Here is a 23,821-nt window from a genome sequence, read left to right on the forward strand (position 1 = left end):
TTATCGATGACCGCCGTGATTTCGATCGATTTCGCCGCCGCCGAGCGCGTCGCCGTCCCTGACTTTTCGCACCGCCCGGTCGCGGTGGAGGTCGGCGACGTCAGCCGCAGTTTTACCGGAAACACCGTCCTCGACAGCCTGAACCTGACGATCCACAGCGGCGAATTCGTCGCGCTGCTCGGCGCGTCGGGCAGCGGCAAGACGACGCTGCTGCGCATACTCGCCGGGCTCGACGCCCCCGACGGTGGCGAAGCCTGGGTGCCCGAAGCGCGCACCGTCGTGTTTCAGGAACCGCGCCTCGTCCAGTCGAAGACGGTGTGGAGGAACGTCGTGATAGGCCTGCCCGGCAAGGACGCATCGCGCGAGCGTGCCATCGCGGCGCTTGCCGAGGTCGGGCTCGACCATCGCACCGACGCCTGGCCCGCGACACTGTCGGGCGGCGAGGCACAGCGTGCGGCGCTCGCCCGCGCGCTGGTGCGTGAACCGCGCCTGCTGCTGCTCGACGAGCCCTTCGCCGCGCTCGACGCGCTCACCCGGCTCAAGATGCAGCGGCTGATCGGCGAGCTGTGTCAGGCGCATGGCCCCGCGACGTTGCTCGTCACACACGACGTCGAGGAAGCGATCCTGCTCGCCGACCGCATCCTCGTGCTCAAGGAAGGCCGGATCGGATACGACACACGCGTCCGCCTGCCGCACCCGCGCCGCGCCGGCGGCGAGGAATTCGACGCGCTACGCGATACTTTGCTCGCCGAACTGGGCGTGCCGCAGGCGCACTAGCGCCGCATCAGCGAACCACAGCAAAGGCTTTGACCGCCCCGGCATGCATCGGCATGCTGGGGGTCAGGGGGATTTCGACTCATGGTAATTTCGCGCGCACGGGCCTGGGCCACGCGCATGCCCGGATCGGGCTGGATGATCGTCGCGCTGATCCTCGGCTTTACGATCGGCACCTTCATCGCGGCATCCTCTCCCGTGGTCGAGGCGGCACAGCTGGTCGGCGGCATCTGGCTCGACGGCCTCCGCATGACGATCGTCCCGCTGATCTTCGCGCTCGTCGCAACCGGCGTCGCCAGCCTTGGCATGGGCGACCATCACGAAGCCGCGCGGCTCGGACGGCGCCTGCCCCTTGTGCTGATCGGCCTGCTGGTCGTCTCGGCGGTCATCGGTGCCCTGATGGTCCCGCCGCTGCTCGGCGCGGTTACGATCGCCCCCGCCGATATCGCCGCGTTGCGCACCCTCTTCCCCGCTCCGCCTGCACCGGCAGTCCCCGGCGCGGCCGAGACGGTGCGCGCAATGATACCGACCAATGTCGTCGCATCGGCCGCCGAAGGCGCGGTCCTGCCGCTCGTCATCTTCGCCGTCATACTCGGCCTCGCCGTCGGCAAGATCGACCGCGACCGCGCCGAGGCGGTAATCCAGCCGCTGCGCGGGCTCGCCGATGCGATGATCGTCGTCGTCGGCTGGGTGCTGCGCGTCGCACCCATCGGTATCTTTGCGCTCGCTTTGGCGATCGGCGCGACGGTCGGCACCGCGGTGCTCGCGATCCTCGCTCAATATCTCGCGATCTCGATTTCCGTCACGCTGGTGCTGATCGTCCTCGGCTATGCCATTGCGCGCTTTGCCGGAGGCGTCCCGCTCGGGCGCTTTGCCCGCGCAATGGCGCCGGCGCAGGCCATCGCGGCGAGCACCCAATCGTCGATCGCGACGCTGCCCGCGATGATGGTGAGCGCCGAGCGCATCGGGATCGAGGAACGCAATGCCGCGGCGATCCTGCCGATGGCGGTCGCGACCTTCAAGATCACCGCCCCGTCGAACACCGTGATGATGGCGCTGGCGCTCGCGTGGATGGTGGGAGTCGAAGTGTCACCGCTACAGCTCGCGGTGGCCTTGCCCCTCGCGGTGCTGTCGTCGCTGGCGATCCTCGGGATGCCGGGGCAGATCAGCTTCTATGCGTCGGTGGCGCCGACCGCGATCGCAATTGGCGCGCCGATCGAACTCTTGCCAATCCTGCTCGCGATCGACGTCATCCCCGACATGGTCCGCACGGTCGCCAATGTGACGCACGATGTCGCGGCGGCGGCGGCAATCGCGCCGCCCGATCAATAGCGGCCCGACAGCAAAGCCCCTGCCCCCGGAACCTCGGTCGACAATCCGAGGCGCGTGAGCATCTGGTGCGCGGTGCAGATCGCCGCCGACACGACAGGCAAGCCGCTCGCATCCTCGATCTTCTGCACCGACGGCAGCGACGGCATCTGGACGCAGGCCGACAGCACGAGCGCATCGATGCCGGTGAGGTCGAGCCTTTTGTAATGGTCGAGCAGGTTCGCCGGATCCTGTGCGGCGACCTCCAGATTGTCAGGAATTTCGAGTGCGAGCCAGTCGCTTACCTCGACACCTTCATTCTGAATATAGGAAACGACCATCTGCGTCAGCGGCTTCATATAGGGCGCGACGAGCGCGATGCGCTTCGCCTTCAGTGCCGCCAGCCCCTCGACCAGCGCACCGGCGCTGGTGACGACAGGCGCAGCGCGGCCATTCTCGACCGTCCGTTGGTGCAGCCGCGCCTCGGACACGCGATGATAGCCCTCGCCCATGCTCATGATCGCGACGAGGCAAGCATAGCCGAGCACATCGACCGCGGCGTCGGACAGTTCGAGCGCGCAGCGGTCGGAATCGGCGTCCATCGCTGCGAGTTCTTCCTTCGTCACCTTCTTCATCCGCATCCGCGACGAGTGGAAGGTGAAGCGTTCGGGCGCGATGCTTTCGCGCGCGCGGAACAGCGCGGGGATCTCGGTTTCCATCGTGACGTTCGAGCTGGGCACGATCTGTCCGATGCGGATGGGTCTGGTCATCTCGCGCGCCTCAGACCGCAATAATCGGATTGCGCAGCGTGCCGATACCCTCGACGGTGCATTCGACGACATCGCCCGGCCACATGAACTCCTGCGGGTCGCGCCCGGCGCCGACGCCTGCGGGCGTTCCCGTCGCGATGATGTCGCCGGGTTCGAGCGTCATCACGCTCGAAATGTCGGCGATCAGCTGGGGCACATTGAACAGCATGAAACGCGTGTTGCTGTTCTGCTTCTCCACCCCGTTCACGTGGGTCAGGATATTGAGATTGTGCGGATCGCCGATCTCGTCGGGCGTGACGATGCACGGGCCCATCGGGGCGAAGCTGTCCTGCCCCTTCGACACGATCCACTGCCCCGCGCGGCGGCAATCGCGCGCCGACACGTCGTTGATGACGGTGTAGCCGAACACATGGCCCAGCGCGTCGCCCTCGGCGACGTGCCGTGCGGTGCTGCCGATGATCACCGCGAGTTCGGTTTCCCAATCGAGCTGCTGCGTGACCTTCGCATTGTGGCGGATCGGATCGTTCCAAGCGACGACCGCGGTCGGCGGCTTCGAGAAGATCACCGGCTGCTGCGGCAGTTCGTTCGACGTATCGAGTGACCGCGCGGATTCAGCGACATGCTCCGTATAGTTGAGGCCGATACCGAAGATATTCTTGCGCGGCCGCGGGATCGGCGCAACCAGCGTCACATTGCCCTCGGGCAGCGAGGTGCCGATCAGGTCGGCCGTGGTCGCCGCCGCAACGGCTTCTTGCAGGAAACGGAGCGCGATCGGCCCCAAGTCGATAAAATCGAGCATCGTCGAAGGCAGATCCTGCCCGATCGCATCACCGAAATATTCGACGTCGATCACAAGCCCGTCATGGAGAAGGCCGAGCCGCGGTTCGGTCTCGACCGTGCGATAAGTCACGAAGCGCATAATCTGTCCTGTCTGGTCAGGCGGGCTGGTGGCCGCCATTTTCGGAATAGGCTTCCTCGATCCGGACGCCGAGCGCCTCCATCACGGGGAAATCGTTGAACGAGAAAAGGAAGGCCTCTTCGGATGCATCGAGATTGACATGCTCGTGCCACATCCATGCGGGCACGCAGAAAATGTCGTGCGTGCCCCAGTCGAAGCGTTCGCCGCCGATGATCGAATAGCCGCGGCCGCCTGCGACATTGTAGACGACGTTGCCGGTGTGGCGGTGCGCCTTCCCACGAAAGCCCGGTTTGAGCATCTGCATATGCGCGCCCATCGTCTGGAGTGCCCAGCCGCCCGTCAGCGGGTTCGAATAGCGCACCATATGCCCGTCGAACGGCGTGCCGTTGGAAACCTTGGCGAGGTTCCACAGCGCGTCGCGCGTCGCTTCCCAGCGATAGACCATTACCGGTGAATAGGGCTTTTCCCAAACACCGATGCCTTCTGGCCGCAGCGATCCGCCGCCATAGCTCAGCGGCAGGTCATCGGTCGGAAAAGCCGCGGTTTGCGCGGGCTGGTCGTAGACCGCGTAAAAACTGGTCTCGAGGCTGTTCATCAACGGGATGTCGAGCCCATCCTGCCAGATCGACACCTCGCCATCGGCGACGACGCCATGGTCGTGCCAGCAGCCGCCCGGGGTCAGCACATAATCATTGGCGCCCAAGGTAATATGATGGCCGTCGACGACGGTATAGGCGCCCTTCCCCTCCATGATGAAGCGGTGCGCCGAGGCGGTGTGGCGGTGCGCGGGGGTGATCTCGCCGGGGCGCATCGCCTGCATTCCGCTGAACAGCCAGCCGCAGACCGCGACATTCTCGCGCCCCGCGTCGCTGTCGTTGAGCAGCGTGACGACGCGGCGCCCCGCCTCTTCGGGCTTCACCAGATCGAGTGCGCGCAGGCACATGTCGCGCATATCGGCATAGCGCCACAGCGTCGGGCGATAACGCGTCTCGGGCTCCCACGGCTCGATCGCATTGGCGCGCTTCCAGAAGGCGCCGGCATTACGCCCCGCAAGTTCTTGATAAAAAGCTTCGAGTTCGGGCGTATCGGTGACGCGCGCGCGCCCGAGCACATCGTCGCGCGGATCGATGATCGTGCTGTTGCCTGCCATCATGGCGTCTCCTCGTCGGGATCGACGGGCTGCGGCTCGTCGACAAACAGGGCCGACGCGCGGGGAGTCCGGTCGACCGTCAGGTTGAAGATATCGAAGCGGTTATAGCCGCCGATGATGTCGTGCATCAGCTTGGGCCGGATGCAGTCGCCGAGGTCGATATCGGCATAGACGATACCCTCGTCGTCGATCAGCGCCTCGCCCACCAGATTGCCGTGCGGGTCGATCACCCCCGAAAAGGCGCTGTTCGGCCGCGACAGCAAGTCGCGATTCTGCGGGCGGTCGGCGCTCATCGCGTCGATGATTTCGCGGCTCACCGCCGAGCAGGCGACGATCGTGAAGACCTTGCCCTCGAAGCTGTGCGCGGTCGCGCGGATCTTGATCGCTTCGGCCATATTGTACGACGCCGGCGCGACGGGCAGCGCGATATAATTTGCGACATGGACCAACTCGCCCTGCGAGAGTAGCGCGAAGCGCGCGAGCGTGTTGGTATTCTCGCCGCACGCGAGCGTGCCGAGCGGTCCGACCGGCGTGTCATAGACGCGGATCGAACTGCCATCGCCGCCCGCCCACGTCAGTTTCTCGGCCCAGGTCGGCACCAGCTTGCGATGGCGCCCGAGCAGGCTGCCGTCGGCGCCGATGATCAGGTTGGTGTTGTAGAGGGTGCCGACGCTGACCGGGTCGCGCTCGTTGATGCCGATCACGACGGTGCAGCCATGATCGCGCGCCGCAGCACACAGCGCGGCGACCTCGGGGCCGTCGATCAGGAGCGACGCGCGATAGAGGCGCTCGTGCCACTCGGCGCCCTCGATCGGCGTCATCAGCCAGTTCCAATAGGGGTAGGCCGAAACGAACACTTCGGGGAAGGCTACGAGCTGCGCGCCGTTGCCCGCGGCCTCGGCGATCAGCGCGCACGCCTTGTCAACCGTGCGGGCGGTGTTGAGGAAGACCGGCGCGGCCTGCACCGCGGCAACGCGCGACTTGGGCAGGAAGGGTGCCGACACGTCGCTCATGTCACCGCCGCCCGCTGGTGATATTGCGGCTTGTCCCACGCGCGCGTCGCGCAGACTTGCTCCAGCCGCTCGACCGTTTCGACAATGTCGCGATAGCGCAGGTAAAGCGGCGTCAGACCGAAGCGCAAGATGTCTGGCGCGCGGAAATCGGCGATGACCTCACATTCCTTGAGCGCCTGCACGATCTGGTAACCCTGCGGATGCGCATAGGCGACCTGGCTGCCGCGCTCGGCATGGCCTTGCGTGCTCACCAGTTCGAAGCCGTAGGCGTCGCAGAGCGGCTGCATATGCTCGATGAACAGGTCGCCGAGCGCGAGCGACTTGCGGCGGACCTCGACCATGTCGGCTTCGAGCATCAGGTCGACCCCCACCTCAAGCGCGGCGAGCCCCAGCACCGGCGGCGTCCCGCACTGGAAACGTTCGATCCCGGCGGCGGGGTCATAATCTTCCTCGAAGGAGAAGGGTCGCGCATGACCGAACCAGCCCGACAGCACGGGCGTCGCCGCATGGTGCCGTGCCGCCGCGAACAGATAGGCGGGCGCGCCGGGTCCGCCATTCAGGAACTTGTACCCGCATCCGATCGCAAAATCGGCGTTCACGCCATTGAGGTCGACCGGGATCGCGCCCGCGCTGTGGCTGAGATCCCAGACGACGAGCGCGCCGACTTCGTGCGCGCGCTTCGTGATCGCCGCCATGTCGCGCACGCGGCCCGACTTATAGTGAACCTGCGTCAACAGCAGCACCGCGACGTCCTCGTTCAGCGCATCGACGATCGCGTCGGGCGCAACGGTGACCGCCTTCACGCGCCCGCCCGAAAAAGCCTCGATGCCCTGCATCATATAGACGTCGGTCGGGAAATTTGTGGCTTCGGACAGGATCACGGTCCGCTCACGCCGCAACGAAAGTCCGGCCGTCAATGCCTTGAATATATTTACCGAAGTCGAATCGGTTGCGACGATCTCGCCCGGATTCGCGCCGATAAGCCGCCCGATCTTGTCGCCGATGCGCCGCGGCGCGGTCGACCATTCGGCGCCGAGCCACGAGGTGATCAGCCCCTCGCCCCATTCGCTGCTAACAACCGCGGCAAGCCGGTCGCCCGTCGCCTTGGGCAAGGCGCCGAGCGAGTTGCCGTCGAGGTAGATGAGTCCTTCGCGCAAGTGGAAACGACCCCGAAAATGCGCGAGCGGATCGGCGGCGTCGAGCGCCGACACGTCGGTGGCAAGGAGTGTGTCGGTCATGCGATTTCCCTCAAGATAGCGCGCACCGGGCTGGCGTCGGCGCCAACGATGCGAAGCGGCAGCGCGATAAGTTCGTAGCGGCCGGGTGGCACGTCATCGAGCACGAGGCCCTCCAATATCCGCATATCGGCCGCCTTCACCGCCTGGTGCGCGTCGAGCGTCTTCGACTGTTCGGGGTCGAGCGAGGCGGCGTCGGTGCCGATCATGCGCACGCCCATCGCGCCGAGCCGTGCGATCACATCGCTGGCGATCGCGGTGAAATCGCTGTCCCATTGGTCGTGCGGAAAACGCTCGTAGGTGCGCAGCAGCACGCGCTCGGCACCCTCGATCGCATCCCAGTCCACGTCGGCAATCTCGACCCGCCCGCGCGCATGGCGCACATCGAGCAGCACGCACGGCCCGATGTAAGCGCCCAAATCGCAGTCCGCCGACGACGCGCCGTCATTGGCGTAATGCAGCGGCGCATCGCCGTGCGTGCCGGCGTGGAGCGGCGTGAACATGCCACCGACATTGACCGGACAGCCGTCGCCGATCACCGCATGGCTATGCAGCGCGAAAGCCGGCTCGCCCGGCCATACCGGCACCGCAGCGTGGAGCGGCTGCGAAATATCCCAGATCCGGCTCATGCACGCGTCCCTTCGGCATAGTCGCCACCTTCGCGCGGCGCGGCCATGCGCGTGCGCATCGACCAGAGTTCGGGGAAGAAGCTGAGGTCCAGCGCCTTCACCAGATAATTGACCCCCGACGATCCGCCAGTGCCGGGCTTGTGCCCGATCACGCGCGCGACGGTCTTCATGTGCTTGAAGCGCCATTCCTGGAAATAATATTCAAGCGCGGTGATCTTCTCCGCGAGCGTGTAGAGATCCCAATGCCGATCGGGATCGGTGTAGATCTCGAGCCAGGCGTCCTCGACCGCGTCCGACGCCGCATAAGGCTTGGTCCAATCGCGTTCGAGAATATCCGCCGGAATATCGAAACCGCGCCGCGCGAGCAGCCGCAGCAATTCGTCGTAAAGTGACGGCGCTTCGAACGCCGCGCGCAGTCTTTCAGTCGCTTGCGGGTCGTCCTTGTGGACGATCATCATATCCTCGCGCTTGTTGCCGAGCAGATATTCGAGCTCGCGATATTGCTGCGACTGGAACCCCGATGCCCGGCGCAGGAAACCGCGAAAAGTCAGGAAATCATGCGGGGTCAGCGTCGCGAGCACTTCCCAACTGTGGATCATGTGGCGCTGGATAGTCGCGATGCGGTCGAGCCCCTTGCCCGCCAGCTCCAGCCGGTCGGCCTTGATCGCGTCATAGATTAGCCGCCCCTCGTGCAGCACCAGCTTCAGCCACAGCTCCATCGTCTGGTGCATGATGATGAACAGCATCTCGTCGGGCTTGTCCGACACCGGCACCTGCGCCGAGAGCAATTGCGCGGTCTGCAAGTGCCGCGCATAGGTCAGGCCATTGTCCCACTGGATCGTCTCGCCGTCGATCTCGGTCTCGAAGATATCGGTGCCGCCGTCGCGCGTCTGCCTGATCATAAAGATGCCTCTCCGCTTGCCGGCGCGGCCGGCAGGCGTCCTTCATAAGCCAAGTCGCCGCGCGAGGCATCTCCGGGTTCGAGCGCCGGTTCACCGGCGATTTTCCGGTAGACGCTCGCGAAGTCGGTTTCCTCGGTCGCGCGCAGCAACTCCCCGAACCCCGCGACGACGAAATAGGTCTGCTGAAATTCGTCGAAATTATACCGCGTGCGCATCACGCGTTCGATATCGAGCCAGATTCGGCGCGGTTCGGACGCGGTCAGCGCCGAGAGCGTTTCGGCGAAGCTCGACATCAGGCCGCCGCCGAACGCACGCAATTCGCCGTCCTCGACCACGAGGCCGAACTCGACGGTATAGAGCCATAGCCGCCCGAGGAACTCCGACGCCCCGAGCTTTTCGGCGCGCAGTCCCGCCTCGCCATAAGCGACCAGAAAGTCCGAAAACGCCGGATCGGTGAGCATCGGGATATGGCCGAAAATGTCGTGAAACATATCGGGTTCTTCGCTGTACGCGACCTGCTCGGGCGGACGGAGGAAGTTGGCGGCGGGAAAGCGCTTGCTCGCGAGATGCTCGAAGAAGGGCTCGTTCGGAATCCAGCCGGGCACCGCGACGACTTCCCAGCCCGACGCCGGCTTCAACAGCGCGTTGAGCTCGGCGAAATCGGGAACGCCGGGTTTCAACTGGCGAAGAATGTCGAGGCCGTCGAGGAACGACCGGCACGCATAACCATCGAGCGCCGCCAACTGCTGATCGAACAAAGTCCGCCATGTCGCATGTTGCTCGGCGGTGAAGGCCGACCAGTTCTGCGGCATCGTCCAATTGGCCGCGACACCTTCGGGCGGTGCGTCGAATATATGTGTCGCGGCCATCGGTCTCTCTCCAAACCTTCGGCACAAGTGATAGCGCGGGGCTGCGCGAACATTGTGCGGATTTCGCGGCAGCAGATTGCGGAAATTCGCTCATCGTTCCGCAAATTGTCATGTTTGCAGGAATTTGTTCTCAGGTTTAGAATGGATCGGCTGGATTCTCGCATAAACCCGATTCAGGACGGAACGCATGGACAAGCTCGACTGGAAAATCATCGCCGAACTCGAACGCGACGGGCGGCAATCCTACGCCGATCTCGGCGAACAGGTCGGCCTGTCCAAGTCACCCTGCTGGTCGCGGGTCAAAAACCTCGAAGAGAGCGGCGTGATCGAGGGCTATGCGGCACGGGTCGATCCGATCGCGATCGGCCTCGCGGTACAGAGCTTCGTCGAAGTCCAGATCCGCTTCGATGCGCACACCGATTTCGAGGCCGCGGTGCTCGCGCACCCCGCCGTCGTCGAATGCCACACCACCGCGGGCGAGAGCGACTATCTGCTTAAGATCTTCGCGCGCTCGGCCGACCATCTCGACGAATTGCTCCGCCACAACCTGTCCAAGCTGCCCGGTGTCCAGCGGTTGAAGACGGTCGTCTGCCTGAAGACGATCAAGCGGCACGGCCGTCTCGCCGAATGGGCGCGGACAACCGAGGGGCGCGCGTCCCTGCCCTCCTGACGCCGCCGCGGGCGTCAGTGCTTCAGATACTGGCTCGGCGGCACGCCGAAGGCGCGGCGGAACATCGCGGCGAACCCGCTGGGGCTGTCATAGCCGACGTCGTAGGTGACCTGCGTGATCGACGCGCCCGCGGCGAGCATCGAAAGCGCCTCCATCAACCGGACTTGCTGCCGCCAGACGGCGAGCCCCATTCCCGTTTCCAGCTTGAAGCTGCGCGTGAAAGTGCGCCTTCCCATCGCTGCGAGCGCTGCCCAATCGTCGATGTCGCGCGGGTCCGACGGGTCGGCGATGATCGCGTTACAGACGCGGAGCAGCCGCGGGTTCGACGGCATCGAGACCTGATAGGGCGCGTTCGGCATGCGCCCAATCTCGTCGAGCAGCAATGTGATGATCCGCCCCTCGCGCCCGTCGACGTCGTAGAGCGCGGGGAAATCGACGACCTCGAGGATCAGCGATTTGACGAGGTTCGACACTTCGAAGACACGGCATTCCTGCCCCGTCTCGCCGCCCCTGCACGGCAGGTAGAGCGTACGCAGCGACACCGGACCGCGGCACGCGACCTCGTGCCGCGTCCCCGCGGGCAGCCACACGGCGCGTTGCGGCGGGATGACGAAGCTCGTTTCGGGCGTGCGGACCGACATCACCCCCGACGACGCATAGAGGATCTGGATATGGTCATGGCTGTGCATCGGATCGATGAAGCCGGCAGGATATTCATCCTGCAGCGCAATGACCGGGCGGTCGTTCGTCAGAACATCGGCACTATGCTTCATGGCCCGATCCTCACAAGCCTTGGACAATTGCACAATATAGGCCGCGCGTGCCGCTGGCCAGCGATGATGCGCCCACTGGCCTGTCCGGTGCGGTGATTGGCCCAAATGGGCGATAGATGCGGGTGCGCAAAAGCTATCAGGCGATCAAGGATCGTTTCGAGAAGGATAAGCGAAATATGTCAAAGGGCTTAAGCGTCATGCGGAACGACATGGCCGACCCCGATATCCGGCGCTTTGTCGACGCGATCAACGCCGCATATGTGGAACATGGTGCCCCGGCGGGCGCGAGCATGGCGGTCCGCCGCGCCGTCGCCGAACGCGTCCGCCAGCCGTGGCGCGAGGGTGGCCCGATAATGGCCGAGAGCAAGGAAATCGATATGGGCGGCGTCCGCCTGCGTCTCCACCGCCCGGTCGCCGATGCGAAGCTGCCGGTCATGCTCTATATTCACGGCGGCGGCTGGACGCTGTTCAGCATCGACACGCACGACCGGCTGATGCGCGAATATGCCGCGCGTGCGGGCATCGCGGTGCTCGGCATCGATTACAGCCTGTCGCCCGAAAGCAAGTTCCCGGTCGCGCTGGAGGAATGCGCGGCGGCGCTCGACTGGATCGCGGCAGAGGCGGACGCGCTGAACCTCGATGCGACCCGCGTACTGATCGGCGGCGATTCCGCAGGCGCCAATTTGTCGGTCGCGGCGTGCCTGTTGCAGCGCCAGCGCGGCCGTCCGCTGCCGGCCGCGATGCTGCTCAATTACGGCGCCTTCGCGCCCGAGCGGACACCAAGCTATGCCCGCTTCGGCGCCGGCGACTATTCGCTCGAGGCCGACGAGATGGACGCTTTCTGGACATCCTATGTCGATGGTCCCGAGCAGCTTGCCGATCCCTTGGTGGCGCCGCTGAATGCCGACCTGACCGACCTGCCGCCCGCCTTCCTCGCCATCGCCGAGTGCGACATCTTGGCCGATTGCAACGCCGCCTTCGCCAGCAAGCTCGAGGCGGCCGGCGTACCGACGCGCGCGGTCACCTATCGGGGGGCGACGCACAGCTTTCTGGAGGCGGTATCGATCGCCCCGCTCGCGGGCCGCGCTCTCGACGAGCAGGCGGCGTGGATCCGTGATATCGTCGCGGCATGACCGGACTCTACACGCCGCGCGGCCCTGCCGACATCGGGCAGTTGATCGCCGAATATCCGCTCGCCTGGGTGATATCGGGTGCCTTCCATGCCAGCCCGCTGCCGCTGATCGCCGAGACGGACGATGCGGGCGCGGTGGTCGCGCTGTTCGGCCATTGCGCGCTCCGCAATGCACTCGTCGGCGATTTCCGCGCCGACCCGCGCGGACTGATCCTGTTCAACGGGCCGTCGGGCTATATTCCGACGACTCTATTGTCGAAGCCCGACTGGGCGCCGACGTGGAATTATGCGGTATTGCGCTTCACCGTCGAGGTCGAGTTCGTCGGCGACGAGACGCAGGACGCGATCGAGCAGCTCGTCGCGAAGATGGAGCGCGGCGGCTGGTCGACAGCGAGCCTCGGCGCGCGCTATGAAAAGATGCTCGACCAGATCATCGCCTTTCGCGCGCACGTCCGCTCCGCCGAACACAGCTTCAAGCTCGGGCAGGACGAGAGCGCCAAGGGCTTTGCCGAGATCGTCGCGGGCCATAGCGACCCGACGCTCGCGAAATGGATGGAAGGACAGAGGTGAAGCTTTTTTTCGACGATCGCCAGACCGCCCACGCCCCCTCGCGCGAACTGCACAATGGCGACTGGGTGCCCTATGCCGAAAATATCGAGCGTCCGCGTTCGATCGTCGAGCAATATAGCGATTGGCAGCCCGTGCGCGATTTCGGCATGGCACCGCTGTTCGCGGTGCATGACGCCGATTACCTCGCCTTCCTCGAACGCGCACACCGCGACTGGGTGGCGGCGGGACGCAATGGCGACGCGATCGGCTATACCTTTCCGGTCCGGCGCCGCCGGCCGCTGAGCTTCGGGCGCATCGACGCCGATCTTGGCGCGTACAGCTATGACGCCGGGACGCCGATCGCGGCGGGCACCTGGGAATCGGCCTATTGGTCGGCGCAGGGCGCGCTGACCGCGCTCGATCATCTCCAAACCAGCGGCGAGGCGCATGCCTTTGCGCTGTGCCGCCCGCCGGGCCACCATGCCGGGCGCGACTATATGGGCGGCTATTGCTACCTCAACAACGCCGCGATCGCGGCGCGCGAGGCGCATAACCGCCGCCTCGGGCCGGTCGCGGTGCTCGACATCGACTATCATCACGGCAACGGCACGCAGGACATCTTTTACGACGATCCCGATATCTTCTTCGCCTCCATCCACGCCGACCCGCGCACCGACTACCCCTTCTATTGGGGTCACGCCGACGAGACCGGCGAAGGCGCGGGCGAAGGCAGCACCCTCAACCTCCCCCTGCCCCGCGGCACCGACGGGCAAAGCTATGCGCCCGCGCTCGACACCGCGCTGACGGCGATTTCGGATTGGGGCGCGAAATTCCTCGTCGTCTCGTTCGGCGCCGATACGCACAGCAGCGACCCGATTTCGAGCTTTGCGCTCGAGCGCGAGGATTATGTCGAACTGGCGGGACGCATCGCCGCGCTCGGTGTCCCGACGCTGATCGTGATGGAGGGCGGCTACGCCGTCGGCGATCTCGGCAAGAACGTCGCCGCGTTTCTCGCGGGTTTCGATAAGTGACGTCGGCTTGCGGGTGGGCGGCGGTCATTAACGGCCCGTAAGAACGGCCTCATCAATTTCCCCGCTCATCAGTTGAGCTAGCTCCGACCGAAAGGATACAAGGTCTGTGTAGTTCGTGTTGAACGAAGTTCGAACACGATCTGGTTGATTGTTTTCGTCAGCAATCTCGACACCAACTCGAAGGTCGCCGCGAGCGTTCGCCGCTGCAATCTCAACTTTCAAGATGAGGTCGTCCTCTTCCTGCATATTGTAGCCCCACTGAGCTGATAGCGGCGCGTCTGCTGAGATCGGATATGTGCCCAATGACTCTCCGAACTCTTTCACGTCCTGCCATTGAACCCAAAACCCACCGGCTCCCGAGAAGCCGTCTGTGGATACGCGCATCTCCAATCGGCCAAAATCATCCAAGATATTCTGAGGAGTGCCGTCGTAACGATATCGGAAGCTGAGATGAGCCATTCGCTGACTGTGCGCAAAAACTGATATGTCCGCAATCGGTCGTTTCCGGTCGTTCCCAAATGACCGCCCCGCCTTTCCGGCGGGGCAGCTCCTTTCTTTATCTCAGTTCAGGCTGAACCTTACGCTCGCGCCCAGCGTGCGCGGCCGCGCGACCGAACCCGCAAAAGCGAAGGGTGCGTTCAAAATGCCATATTGGTTGAACAGATTCTTCGCGAAGAGGCTGAGCTCGATCCGGTCGCTCACCGTCACCGACGCGTTGAGATCGACGAGATGGAAGTCGCCCTTGTCGAGCGTCCCGGCGAAATCGACGGGTGCGCTCGACAGATAGCGGTGCGCGATCCCGAAACGCGGCTTCAGCGACATGTCGGGGAAGCTCAGGTCGAGCGAGTTCGAGAGCGTCCATTCGGACGCGCCCGGCAGGCGCGTTCCCTTGGCATAGCCGCCGCCCGGCGCGAAGCTGTCGGGCAAGAGCGACGACAGCCGCGCATCGTTGTACGCGATGTTCGACGTGAAGCTGAGGTTGCGCGTCGGGCGCAGGTTGAGGCTGATTTCGACGCCGTCGATGTCCGCGCCGCCGCCGTTCACCGTGTAGGCGCGGAAATCGCCGGGGGTGAACAGTCGCGCCTGAATATTGCCCCAATCGATATGATAGGCGGTCACGTCGACGCTGAGCGTCCGGTCGATCAGGTCGAAGCGCGTACCGATTTCATAATTCTTCGTCGTATCACTTTCGAAGGTCAGCGGCAGCCCCGCGGTTGCCAGCGAATAGACGTTGAGGCCGCCGATGCGGAAGCCTTCGGAATAGAGGCCATAGATCATGAAGTCCTTCGACGGCTTCCACGTCAGCGACGCCTTCGGGATGAAATCCGAATCCTTGGCTGTATCCGGCGCATAGTCGAAGGGCGGGATCAGGTCGGCGTTCGGCAGATATTGAAGCCGCGGCGCGGTGCGATATTCGAACAAGCGCCCACCGAGCGTCAGCGTCAGCGTGTCGACGATGTCGAACGACGCTTCGCCGAAAACCGCCTTTTCGGTGACGCGGTTGCTGCTGACCGTCCGCGACGCCAGATCGTCGGGGGCAAGCTCGCTGCCCGGCCGGCCGCCGAACTCGCCGGGATTGGCGTCGATATAGTCGGAGATGCCTTCGATAAAGGTGCCGTCGGTATTGTTCGAACGCAGCCGCGTATAGTTGACGCCGAGCAGCCAGCGGAAACGCCCGCCGTCGGGCGACGCGAGCCTGAGTTCGCCATATTCGGTTTTCGATTTGCCCTTGCCGCTCGCGAGTTCGGGGGTGTCGGTGCGCGGGTCGTTGCCGCCAAAGATCGAATTGTCGAACGCCAGGTCGGCCTTTTTCTCGGTATAGCTGCCCACCGCGGTCAGCGTCGCAAAACCCAGATCCTGCTCGACCCGCAGGCTGTGCATCATAAACTGCGTGTCCTGATATTCGGCAACGTTAGTGGCGCGCGCGAAGGTCTTGGGCGGGCCGAAGAGCACATAGGTCTGATCGTCGAGATCATATTCCTGATACATGCTGAGCGCCGAGACGCGCGTGGTCTCGGTCGGCGTGAAGACGATCGAACCGCGCAGGCCGCGGACGCGCAGGTCGTTGCTGCCCTTCTCGCCGAGCAATGTGTTATCCAGATAGCCGGCGTCATAGCGCTGGAGCGCGACGAGACGGACGGCGAGCTTGTCGGTCGCGATCGGGACATTGACCATCGCCTTGACCGCATAGCTCGCCTCCCCCGCGCGCTTGGTCGTCGAAAGTCCGCCTTCGAAGCCTGCGTCGAACCGCGCTGGATCGGCCTCGTTCACCACATAGTTGATCGCACCGCCGAGCGACGAGGAGCCGAAGAGCGTGCCCTGCGGTCCGCGCAGCACTTCGACGCGGCTGACATCGAAGCTGTCGACGTCGGGGATCACCAGCGGGAAACCGGGTTCGATCAGCGGCACTTCGTTGAGATAATAGCCCGTCGTCGCCTGGTTCGCCTCGTGATAGGTCGATGAGGCGACGCCGCGGATCACGACTTCGGAAACGCCCGGCTGATAGTCGTTGAAGATGACGCCGGGGACGCGCGTGATGTAATCGGAGAGGCTCTGGGCGTTGAGTTTTTGCAGCGTCGCTTCGCTGACCGCGGCGACCGAACCGCTGACGTCGCGCACCGACTGTTCGCGCTTCGCGGCGGTGACGACGATTTCATTGTCGTCGACCTCCTGCGCCAGCGCGCCCGATGCCTGACCAAGCGCCAGGATCGAGATGCCACATGCGGCGATCCGCCTGATCGATGCAAAGCCCATTTTTGCCTCCCTTATTGATTATGCCTGTTGGTAAGAAGATCCGATGCTCAAGCTATCATGCGAAATTGGCGTGTCGGCGATGGTCGGGCCAGTTTCCAGCCGGATCGGGCCAGCGGGTTTGCTCCGGAAAGCGCGGTTTCAAGGGGGCTAGCGGCCAATTTGCCCGATCGATGGATTGGGCGGCCTGATCGGCGCAGTAAGCCAATCCGGGCGACATACACTGGACGCGACATCCCCATCGGGCGAGAGAGGGTCGCATGCAGAACATCGAGAATAAGGGTCGGCGCGCGTTTATGAGGAGCGCCGCGATGGCCGCGCTCCTGCTGGGAAATCGTGCGGCGTGGGCGTTCGAACAGGGGGGTAGCGGGCGCTGGCCCAAGGTCGCGCCGCCGCAATCGCCGCGCATCTCGCATGTGATCGATCAATTGGGCCGCCAGCGCGACGATCCCTATAGCTGGATGAAGTTCATTCCGGCGACGGGCGAGCGCACCCGCGACAACTTGCCCGAGCCGGTCGGCACGATGCTGAAGGCCGAGAATGTGTACGCCGACGCGATCCTTGCGCCGCTCGCCGGCGAGCGCGCGAAACTGCTCGACGCTATGCTCGCGCGCGCATCGGGCGAGATCGCGGCCCCGGCGCTCGAAAAGGACGGCTGGGACTATGGATCGGCGCGGCCCGCCGGCGCGGCGCATGCGATCTACACGCGTAGCAAGAAAGGCGGAAAGCCCGAGCAACTCGTCGACGAGGCGGTGCGCGCGAAGGGCCAGCCCTATTTCCGCAGCACCGGGCATCAGCCAAGCCCCGACCATCGCTATTTCGCCTGGGCCGAGGATGTCATCGGCAACGACCGCCATCGCATCTGCATCCGCGACAATCAGAGCGGCGACATTCGCACGATCGTCGACAAGGACGCTTATGGCTATGGCGGGCTCGTCTTCGCGCCCTCGTCGCGCTGGCTGTTCTGGATCTGGCGCGATGCACGCAACCGTCCGACGCGGCTCTATCGCACCTCGGTCGACGGCAAGGTCACCGACCTCGTCTATGAGGAAAAGGATCCCGCGATCTTCATGCAGGTGAAGCGCACCGCGGCCGACGGGTTCATCGCGCTCACGCTCGCAGGCCCCGAAACCGCTGAAGTGCGGCTGGTGTCCGCCGCCGACGAAACCGCCGCCCCCGCCATCGTCTGGCCGCGCAAGACGGGGGTGCTCTACGACATCGACGAGTGGAACGGCGGCCTGATCACGCTCACCGATGCCGGCGACGCATTCGACATGGCGCTGCTGCGCCTCGATCCGAAGAGCTTTCGTACGCTCGGGGCGCTCGTGCCGCACCGCCCCGGCACGCCCATCCTCCAGATCCAGCCCTTCGCAGCCGCACTCGTCCGCCTCGAACGCATCGACGGCCTCCACCGGCTCGTCATCTTGCGTCCCGACGGGTCCGAGCGGACGGTTGCTTTCGACGATCCCGCCTATGCGATCGAACTGCCGCCCGAGCAAAGCTATGCCGCGTCATCGGTGATGATCATCCACCAGTCGCCCAAATCGCCGCGCCGCTGGATCCGCGTCGACCTCGTCAGCGGCAAGCAGAGCGTCGTCCAGCAACAGGCGGTCGCGAATTTCAACCCCGACGATTATGAGGTCGAACGCCTGCTCGCCCCCGCCCCCGACGGCGAGATGGTGCCGATCACCCTGCTCTCGCGCCGCGGCGCGCCGAAGGACGGCAAGGCGCCGCTCCTCCAATATGGCTATGGCTCCTATGGCGTGCCGAGCGATCCCGAATTTTCGATCCCCGCGCTCGCGCTCGTCGACCGCGGCTGGCGCTTTGCGATCGCGCATGTGCGCGGCGGGTCGGAGAAAGGGCGCCGCTGGTTCCTCGGCGGGCGCAAGTTCACCAAGCGCAACAGCTTCACCGATTTCATCGCCTGCGCCGAACATCTGGCGGCAGAGGGCTATACCGCGAAGGGTAAGGTCGTCGCCTATGGCCTGTCGGCAGGCGGGTTGCTCGTCGGCGCGAGCATGAATATCGCCCCGACCTTATGGGCCGGCGTGATCGCGCAGGTGCCGTTCGTCGACATGCTCAACACGATGAGCGACGGCGCGCATCCGCTGGTGCCGCTGTTCCGTCCCGACTGGGGCGACCCGCTCGCCGATCCCAAGGCCTATGACTATATCGCCTCGATCTCACCATATGAGAATGTTCGCGCGGCCGCCTATCCGCCTTTGCTCTGCACCGCGGGGCTGAAGGACGACCGCGTCGCCTATTGGGAACCCGCCAAGCTCGTCGCCGAAGTGCGGCGCCGCTCGACGAGCGGCAACCCCGCGCTCCTGATGACCGACATGGACAGCGGTCACCAGGGCAGCGCCGACCTAAAAAGCGAATATCAGCAAAAGGCGCTGTTCTGGGCCTTTGCCATGCGCTGCGTCTAGAAACCGCGGAAAGACGGCACCGGCGCGAACATCAACGCGATGAAGCCATAGGCGCTCGCGAGCAGCAACAGCACGCCCGCCGCGCCGACCAGCCAGTCGGCACGCAGGCGGCGGACCAGATACGCGCCGATCGGCGCGGCGATGACTCCGCCGATCAGCAGGCCGATCGCCGCGGTGCTGAAGCTTTGCCAGCCCAACGCGCCGAGGAACCCCGCCGCGATCGTCACCGTGACGAAGAATTCGGACGCGTTCACCGTGCCGATGACGGTGCGCGGCTCGGCGCCCTGCGCGAGCAGGTTGGCGCTGACGATCGGCCCCCATCCACCGCCGCCCGATCCGTCGGCGATCCCGCCGATCAGCCCGAGCGGCCCGACGAACTTGATGCTGCGATAGGTTTGCGGGCGCCGCGCGCCGCGCCACAATAGATAGATGCCGACCGCACCAAGATAGGCGAGCACGACCGGCCGCGCGATGCTGTGGTCGATATTGGTCAAAATCCATACACCGATCAGCCCGCCGACGATGCCGGGAACGACGAGGCGGCGGAACAATCGCCAGTCGACGTTACGCTGCATCGCATGCGCAAGGCCCGACACGCCGCCGGTAAAGCTTTCGGCCACATGCACCGCCGCCGAGGCCGACACCGGCGGCAAGCCCAGAACGAGGAGCAGCGCGGTGCCGATGACGCCGAACGCCATGCCGAGCGCGCTGTCGATCAACTGCGCCGCAAATCCCACGATGATGAAGGGCAGCAAAGCCCAGAGCGTCAGCCCGTCGAATATCGTCATTGCGCGGCGGGCCGGCGGCGCGTCGTCTTCGGGGTCCGGCGCGTGAAGAGGAAGACCGCGGGGAAGCAGAGTGCGATCAGCGACAGCGCACCGGCGAAGATCGGCTCGCCGCCCGCCAGCCACGGCAGCACTGCGGCCCAGATCGACACGCCGAGCACGGTCAGAAAAATCTGTTCCTGATCGATATCGGTGGCAACCGCGAGCGGGACGCCGCGCGCATCGGCACGCAGCGCTTCGAGGCGGCGCGCGACCGGACTGTGCGGCGCCGCCCGCCGCCCGGGGGTCAGCGACGACAACACCGATCCCAGCCCCGCACCGACCAGCCGGACACCGACCGCGCGGGCAAAGGCGCGCGGTTCCTCGAGCCGGTCGCCGACCGCACGTAGGCTTAGCCGCCCGCCGAACACCAGGTCGATCAACGCCTCGCCGGTCACCGCCTTGATCGGCCGGTCCTGCACCTGATGGCTCGCCTCGATCCAGTCGAAGATCGCGCCCGGCACATCGATGCTGCACGCGCGTTCCAGCCCCTGGAACCCCGGCGCGCTGTTGGCTTCGCAGATCCGGTAGCCCTCATTGTCGAACAATATGTCGATCCCGGCGACCTCCAGCCCCAGCGTGTCGGCGGCGCGCGCGGCGAGATCGGCCATTTCGCCCGTCGGCGTATAGGCGATGCCGACCCCGCCGAGCGAAACATTGGATTTGAAATGGCCCGCGGGCGAGCGCCGCTCCATCGCCGCGATCACCCGGCCGCCGATCACGAGCACGCGCACGTCGCGCCCGTGGCTCGACCGGACATAATGCTGGAACAGGAAATCGGCCTTGGCATCGGCGCTCTCGAGCAAGCCGGCGAGATCCTCGAACTGGCTGCGGTCCTCGCATTTGAGGACGCCGGTGCCGCGCGTGCCGCGCAGCGTCTTGACGATCATCGGAAAGCCCAGTTCCTCCTCGACGATGTCGACCCCGATCGGGAATTTGCCGAGGATCGTCGCCGGGATCGGCAGTCCGGCGCGCGCGAGCCGCTGCATCGTGTGAAGCTTGTCGGCGACAAGGTCGATCGCCTCAGGACCGTTGATGAGGCGCACGCCGCGGCGTTCGAAATGGCGGAGCACCGCGAGCGTGAAATAGTCGGTCTCGGCACCCGTCCGGCACAGGATGAAGTCGGGCCGGGCCAGCGAATGGCCCTCATAATGCACCGACCAGCCCTCGACCGGCGCCGCGACGATGTCGAAATTATGCGGTTTCAGGACGTGCAACTCGATTCCGCGCGCCGCCGCGGTCTCCTGAAACCGTAGGATTTCGGGAACTTCCGGCAGGGCCGGATCGAGATCGCGTTGGAAGAATATCCAGCCCAGCACCGATCGGCTCCTTCACCATCTGGTCGAACGCCCATGCTCAGTGCCAGAGAACGGTCCGTTCGTGCAATCGTTGATGCCGAACTTTCGGCTAAACCCCTGATTTGCCGGTTGGATTGAGCCGATTGCTCCGAACCGGAGCAAATCCGCCGGAAAATATGCCTTTGACGGCGCAAATCGGCCTTAAATCTCTCCCTCCGCGCTCGTTAAACATCGCATGACCACCAAAGCGACACAATCGAACGAACCGGTAGGACGGTTCCTGGGTTGGCTGGGGCTTCGCCAATCGCGCGGCGCTCCCCCCGAAGGCGGCCATGCGCCCCCGTTCGACCTTGTGCGGCAAGCGCGATACGAACTCGCCGCCTCGATCACCTCTTTCCTCGTCGACAATGACCTCGACGTGTCGCCCGCCAACCTGCTGCTCGCGCATAGCGCCTTTTCGGGCCGCAATCCCCGCCTCGCGCGGCAGGTGATCGCGCAGGCGCAATCGGCCGACGGCATCCACCAAAAATGGCTCGACGAGCTTGGCGAACAGGACATCGGCCTGCCCGACCGCGCCGATCTCGACCGCCTGATGACCCGGCTTGAAACCAATCTCGAATCCTTTCACGCGAACACCAAAGAAGCACGCAGCGTCACTAGCGACTATGGCACCGAACTCGAACAGCATGTCATCGACCTCGAACAATTACAGAAAACCGGGCGCATCGTCTCCAACCTCGCCGACCTTGCCAAAGTCATGCTCGACCGCACGCGCAAGGCCGAGGACGACATGCGCAAGAGCGAAGACGAGGCCAAAGCTCTTCGCCGCAGCCTCGAACGCGCCAAGCGCGATGCCGAGGTCGATTATCTGACAGGCCTGCCCAACCGGCGGGCGTTCGAAGTCCTGCTCGACCGGCACCACAAGGAAGCGCGCGCGGCGTGCGAACCGCTCAGCGTCGCCTTTTGCGACATCGACGAATTCAAGAAGGTCAACGACATCCACGGCCACGACGCGGGCGACCGCGTCATCAAGGCGATCGCCGACACGCTGGCGCGGATTTCGAACGATCATTGCCATGTCGCACGCCACGGCGGCGAGGAATTCGTCATGCTGTTCCGCGGCCTGACCCCGACGCAGGCGGCCGGGAAGCTGGACGATGCGCGCGAGGCGCTGGCCGACCGGCGCCTGATCAATCGCAAGACCGACGAGCCCTTTGGCCAGATCACCTTCTCGGGTGGGGTCGCCGACGTCTTTGGCTATGGCGACACGCGCGCCGCGCTCAAGGCCGCCGACGCCGCGCTCTACAAGGCCAAGGCCGGCGGGCGGAACCGGATCGAAATCGCCGACCCGGCCTGAATTTCAGCTATTCCCGCGAGGGGGCGGGAGGCCGCGGGCGATCGCGCACCAGAGCGCGATCGCCCGCGGTTTTATTCGTGAGCGCCGCCGCTCGACCGTTACGCGGTCGCCGAACGCGCCGCCCACAGCCCGAAACTCGCGATGATCGCATAGCAGGTCAGCGGCACGACCAGCGCGAGCCGGATGTCGCCGCTGAGGTCGGCCACCGTTCCGAACAGGAAGGGGACGATCGCCCCGCCGATGATCGCTGTGCACATGATGCCCGACCCCTGCGGCGTCCGTTCGCCGAGCCCTTCGGTCGCGAGGCTGAAGATCGTCGGGAACATTAGCGAATTGCAGAAGCCGACCAGGATCAGCGCCCAACCCGACAGCGCTCCGGTCGTCACCGCCGACAGGATGATCAGCGAAATCGCGCCCGCCGCAAAAGTCGCGAGCACGCGCCCCGGCTTGGCCAGTCGCAGGACGAAGCCGCCGAGCAGCCGGCCGACCAGCGCCCCCAGCCAGTACATCGCGACCAGCTTGCCCGCCGCATGGAGCCCCAGCCCCATCACGCTCGGCTCGGCGAGATAGGCCATCAGGTTCGAGCCGATCGCCACTTCGGCACCGACATAGACGAAGATGCACAGCGCGCCGAACTGGACGCGGCGGTTATGGGTGAGCAGGCCCCAGGTGCCCTCGAGCTTCACATCGTCGGCTTTGGCGTGGTCGATCGCCGACCGATACATCCAGAACACCGCAGCGATCACCAGCATCAGCACGCCGAGCCACATATAGGCGGTGCCGATCGACGCGCCCTCGGCGACGCGATACGCCTGTATTTGCGCCTCGCTCGCGGTCTCGGCGTCGATCGGCTGTTCATCGCCGAGCAGGAAGGCCGCGCCGCCATAGACCATCAGGAAAACCCCGATCGAATTGAACGCCTGTGCGAAGGTCAGCCGGCTGTGCGAGGTTTCGACCGGCCCCAGCGTCGTGATCACGGGATTCATCGCGACCTGCAGAACCGTGATCCCCGCACCGATGCAAAAGAGTGCCGCGAGGAAGCCGGGGTAGGAGGCCGCGGCCGAAGCCGGGATGAAGAGGAAAGCCGCGGCCGCCACGATGATGAACCCGAGCACGAAAGTGCGGATATAGCCGAGTTTCGACATGATGATGCCGGCGGGGATCGAAAAGGCGCCATAGGCGATGAAGAACGCCATCTGCACCAGGTTCGCCTGCGCATGCGTCAGGTGGAACATCGGCTTGAACTTGCCGACCAGCAGGTCGTTGATGTTGGTCACCCCACCCAGCAGGAAAAACACCGCAAAGGCGAGGATCAGCACCACTCGCGTGCTGTTACCGCCCTTGCCCGGCTGTTCGGCCGCGTTCGTCGCGACGTTCGGCGCTAATGCCATTATCTCTCTCCCCTTGCCTTGTCTCAGGCTAACCCGGATGACGGTCT

General features: G+C 65.0%; 22 protein-coding genes. 8 read left to right on the forward strand and 14 right to left on the reverse strand.

Translation table 11 applies throughout. The features are described 5' to 3' along the window. Positions 1-6 precede the first annotated feature (6 nt). Together V8J55_RS15235 and V8J55_RS15240 are read left to right on the forward strand one after the other, a co-directional pair. The gene (locus V8J55_RS15235) at positions 7-777 is read left to right on the forward strand and encodes an ABC transporter ATP-binding protein (RefSeq protein WP_336446440.1); all 771 of its coding nucleotides are present in this window, start codon (positions 7-9) and stop codon (positions 775-777) included. 81 nt (positions 778-858) lie between these two features. Continuing rightward, complete coding sequence (locus V8J55_RS15240) at positions 859-2,106, forward strand: dicarboxylate/amino acid:cation symporter (RefSeq protein WP_336446441.1); 1,248 nt, start codon at positions 859-861, stop codon at positions 2,104-2,106. On the opposite strand, the gene V8J55_RS15245 is transcribed toward V8J55_RS15240, so the two are convergent. The 8 genes from V8J55_RS15245 to phhA are packed head-to-tail and all read right to left on the reverse strand — an operon-like array spanning position 2,100 to position 9,569. Further along, entirely contained in the window at positions 2,100-2,852 is a 753-nt protein-coding gene (locus V8J55_RS15245) for a maleate cis-trans isomerase family protein (RefSeq protein ID WP_336446443.1), read from the reverse strand. The two genes, V8J55_RS15240 and V8J55_RS15245, sit on opposite strands and share 7 nt — an antisense overlap. A 10-nt stretch (positions 2,853-2,862) precedes the next feature. Further along, positions 2,863-3,771: a fumarylacetoacetate hydrolase family protein gene (locus V8J55_RS15250; RefSeq protein WP_336446444.1), complete on the reverse strand. Its 909-nt coding sequence runs from the start codon at positions 3,769-3,771 to the stop codon at positions 2,863-2,865. Positions 3,772-3,787: 16 nt separating this feature from the next. Then, complete coding sequence (locus tag V8J55_RS15255; RefSeq protein ID WP_336446445.1) at positions 3,788-4,921, reverse strand: cupin domain-containing protein; 1,134 nt, start codon at positions 4,919-4,921, stop codon at positions 3,788-3,790. Beyond that, a complete protein-coding gene (locus V8J55_RS15260; protein WP_336446446.1) occupies positions 4,921-5,934 on the reverse strand; it encodes a carbon-nitrogen hydrolase family protein in 1,014 nt (337 codons plus the stop codon). The genes V8J55_RS15255 and V8J55_RS15260 overlap by 1 nt, the downstream gene beginning before the upstream one ends. Then, positions 5,931-7,172, reverse strand: a complete 1,242-nt coding sequence (gene kynU, locus V8J55_RS15265; protein ID WP_336446447.1) for a kynureninase — start codon at positions 7,170-7,172, stop codon at positions 5,931-5,933. The genes V8J55_RS15260 and kynU overlap by 4 nt, the downstream gene beginning before the upstream one ends. Further along, positions 7,169-7,798, reverse strand: a complete 630-nt coding sequence (gene kynB, locus V8J55_RS15270) for an arylformamidase (protein WP_336446448.1) — start codon at positions 7,796-7,798, stop codon at positions 7,169-7,171. The genes kynU and kynB overlap by 4 nt, the downstream gene beginning before the upstream one ends. Then, on the reverse strand, positions 7,795-8,700 hold the full coding sequence (locus V8J55_RS15275) for a tryptophan 2,3-dioxygenase (RefSeq protein WP_336446449.1): 906 nt from the start codon (positions 8,698-8,700) through the stop codon (positions 7,795-7,797). Before V8J55_RS15275 ends, kynB begins: the two co-directional genes overlap by 4 nt. Beyond that, positions 8,697-9,569 carry a phenylalanine 4-monooxygenase gene (gene phhA / locus V8J55_RS15280; protein WP_336446450.1) on the reverse strand — a complete coding sequence of 291 codons (873 nt, stop codon included), beginning with the start codon at positions 9,567-9,569 and terminating at the stop codon, positions 8,697-8,699. Before phhA ends, V8J55_RS15275 begins: the two co-directional genes overlap by 4 nt. Before the next feature lie 187 nt (positions 9,570-9,756). Between phhA and V8J55_RS15285 the strand changes: the two genes are divergently transcribed. Continuing rightward, the gene (locus V8J55_RS15285; RefSeq protein ID WP_336446451.1) at positions 9,757-10,239 is read left to right on the forward strand and encodes an Lrp/AsnC family transcriptional regulator; all 483 of its coding nucleotides are present in this window, start codon (positions 9,757-9,759) and stop codon (positions 10,237-10,239) included. A gap of 14 nt (positions 10,240-10,253) precedes the next feature. On the opposite strand, the gene V8J55_RS15290 is transcribed toward V8J55_RS15285, so the two are convergent. Next, on the reverse strand, positions 10,254-11,012 hold the full coding sequence (locus V8J55_RS15290; RefSeq protein ID WP_336446452.1) for an AraC family transcriptional regulator: 759 nt from the start codon (positions 11,010-11,012) through the stop codon (positions 10,254-10,256). 197 nt (positions 11,013-11,209) lie between these two features. Between V8J55_RS15290 and V8J55_RS15295 the strand changes: the two genes are divergently transcribed. From V8J55_RS15295 to V8J55_RS15305, 3 genes are read left to right on the forward strand one after another with little or no spacing between them, the layout of a single operon-like run. Further along, positions 11,210-12,145 carry an alpha/beta hydrolase gene (locus V8J55_RS15295; RefSeq protein ID WP_336446453.1) on the forward strand — a complete coding sequence of 312 codons (936 nt, stop codon included), beginning with the start codon at positions 11,210-11,212 and terminating at the stop codon, positions 12,143-12,145. After that, positions 12,142-12,714, forward strand: coding sequence for an FMN-binding negative transcriptional regulator (locus tag V8J55_RS15300; protein ID WP_336446455.1), 573 nt, complete (start codon positions 12,142-12,144; stop codon positions 12,712-12,714). The genes V8J55_RS15295 and V8J55_RS15300 overlap by 4 nt, the downstream gene beginning before the upstream one ends. Next, complete coding sequence (locus V8J55_RS15305; protein ID WP_336446457.1) at positions 12,711-13,724, forward strand: histone deacetylase family protein; 1,014 nt, start codon at positions 12,711-12,713, stop codon at positions 13,722-13,724. The genes V8J55_RS15300 and V8J55_RS15305 overlap by 4 nt, the downstream gene beginning before the upstream one ends. 27 nt (positions 13,725-13,751) lie before the next feature. Here the strand turns inward: V8J55_RS15305 and V8J55_RS15310 are convergent, their stop codons facing one another. Further along, a complete protein-coding gene (locus V8J55_RS15310; RefSeq protein ID WP_336446458.1) occupies positions 13,752-14,183 on the reverse strand; it encodes a hypothetical protein in 432 nt (143 codons plus the stop codon). Positions 14,184-14,285: 102 nt separating this feature from the next. After that, positions 14,286-16,478 carry a TonB-dependent receptor gene (locus V8J55_RS15315; protein WP_336446459.1) on the reverse strand — a complete coding sequence of 731 codons (2,193 nt, stop codon included), beginning with the start codon at positions 16,476-16,478 and terminating at the stop codon, positions 14,286-14,288. A 308-nt stretch (positions 16,479-16,786) separates the two neighbouring features. On the opposite strand from V8J55_RS15315, the gene V8J55_RS15320 reads away from it, so the two are divergent. Beyond that, positions 16,787-18,904 carry a S9 family peptidase gene (locus V8J55_RS15320; RefSeq protein ID WP_336446460.1) on the forward strand — a complete coding sequence of 706 codons (2,118 nt, stop codon included), beginning with the start codon at positions 16,787-16,789 and terminating at the stop codon, positions 18,902-18,904. Here V8J55_RS15320 and V8J55_RS15325 read toward each other — a convergent pair. Then, positions 18,901-19,692: a sulfite exporter TauE/SafE family protein gene (locus tag V8J55_RS15325; protein WP_336446461.1), complete on the reverse strand. Its 792-nt coding sequence runs from the start codon at positions 19,690-19,692 to the stop codon at positions 18,901-18,903. The two genes, V8J55_RS15320 and V8J55_RS15325, sit on opposite strands and share 4 nt — an antisense overlap. Further along, positions 19,689-21,047, reverse strand: a complete 1,359-nt coding sequence (locus tag V8J55_RS15330; RefSeq protein ID WP_336446462.1) for an ATP-grasp domain-containing protein — start codon at positions 21,045-21,047, stop codon at positions 19,689-19,691. The genes V8J55_RS15325 and V8J55_RS15330 overlap by 4 nt, the downstream gene beginning before the upstream one ends. 214 nt (positions 21,048-21,261) lie before the next feature. On the opposite strand from V8J55_RS15330, the gene V8J55_RS15335 reads away from it, so the two are divergent. Beyond that, positions 21,262-22,383, forward strand: a complete 1,122-nt coding sequence (locus V8J55_RS15335; protein ID WP_336446463.1) for a sensor domain-containing diguanylate cyclase — start codon at positions 21,262-21,264, stop codon at positions 22,381-22,383. A 98-nt stretch (positions 22,384-22,481) separates the two neighbouring features. Here V8J55_RS15335 and V8J55_RS15340 read toward each other — a convergent pair whose 3' ends face one another. Beyond that, on the reverse strand, positions 22,482-23,774 hold the full coding sequence (locus V8J55_RS15340; protein ID WP_336446464.1) for a sugar MFS transporter: 1,293 nt from the start codon (positions 23,772-23,774) through the stop codon (positions 22,482-22,484). Between the last annotated feature and the right edge of the window lie 47 nt (positions 23,775-23,821).

The sequence above is a fragment of the Sphingopyxis sp. CCNWLW2 genome, from assembly GCF_037095755.1.
In the GTDB taxonomy this organism is placed as follows: domain Bacteria; phylum Pseudomonadota; class Alphaproteobacteria; order Sphingomonadales; family Sphingomonadaceae; genus Sphingopyxis.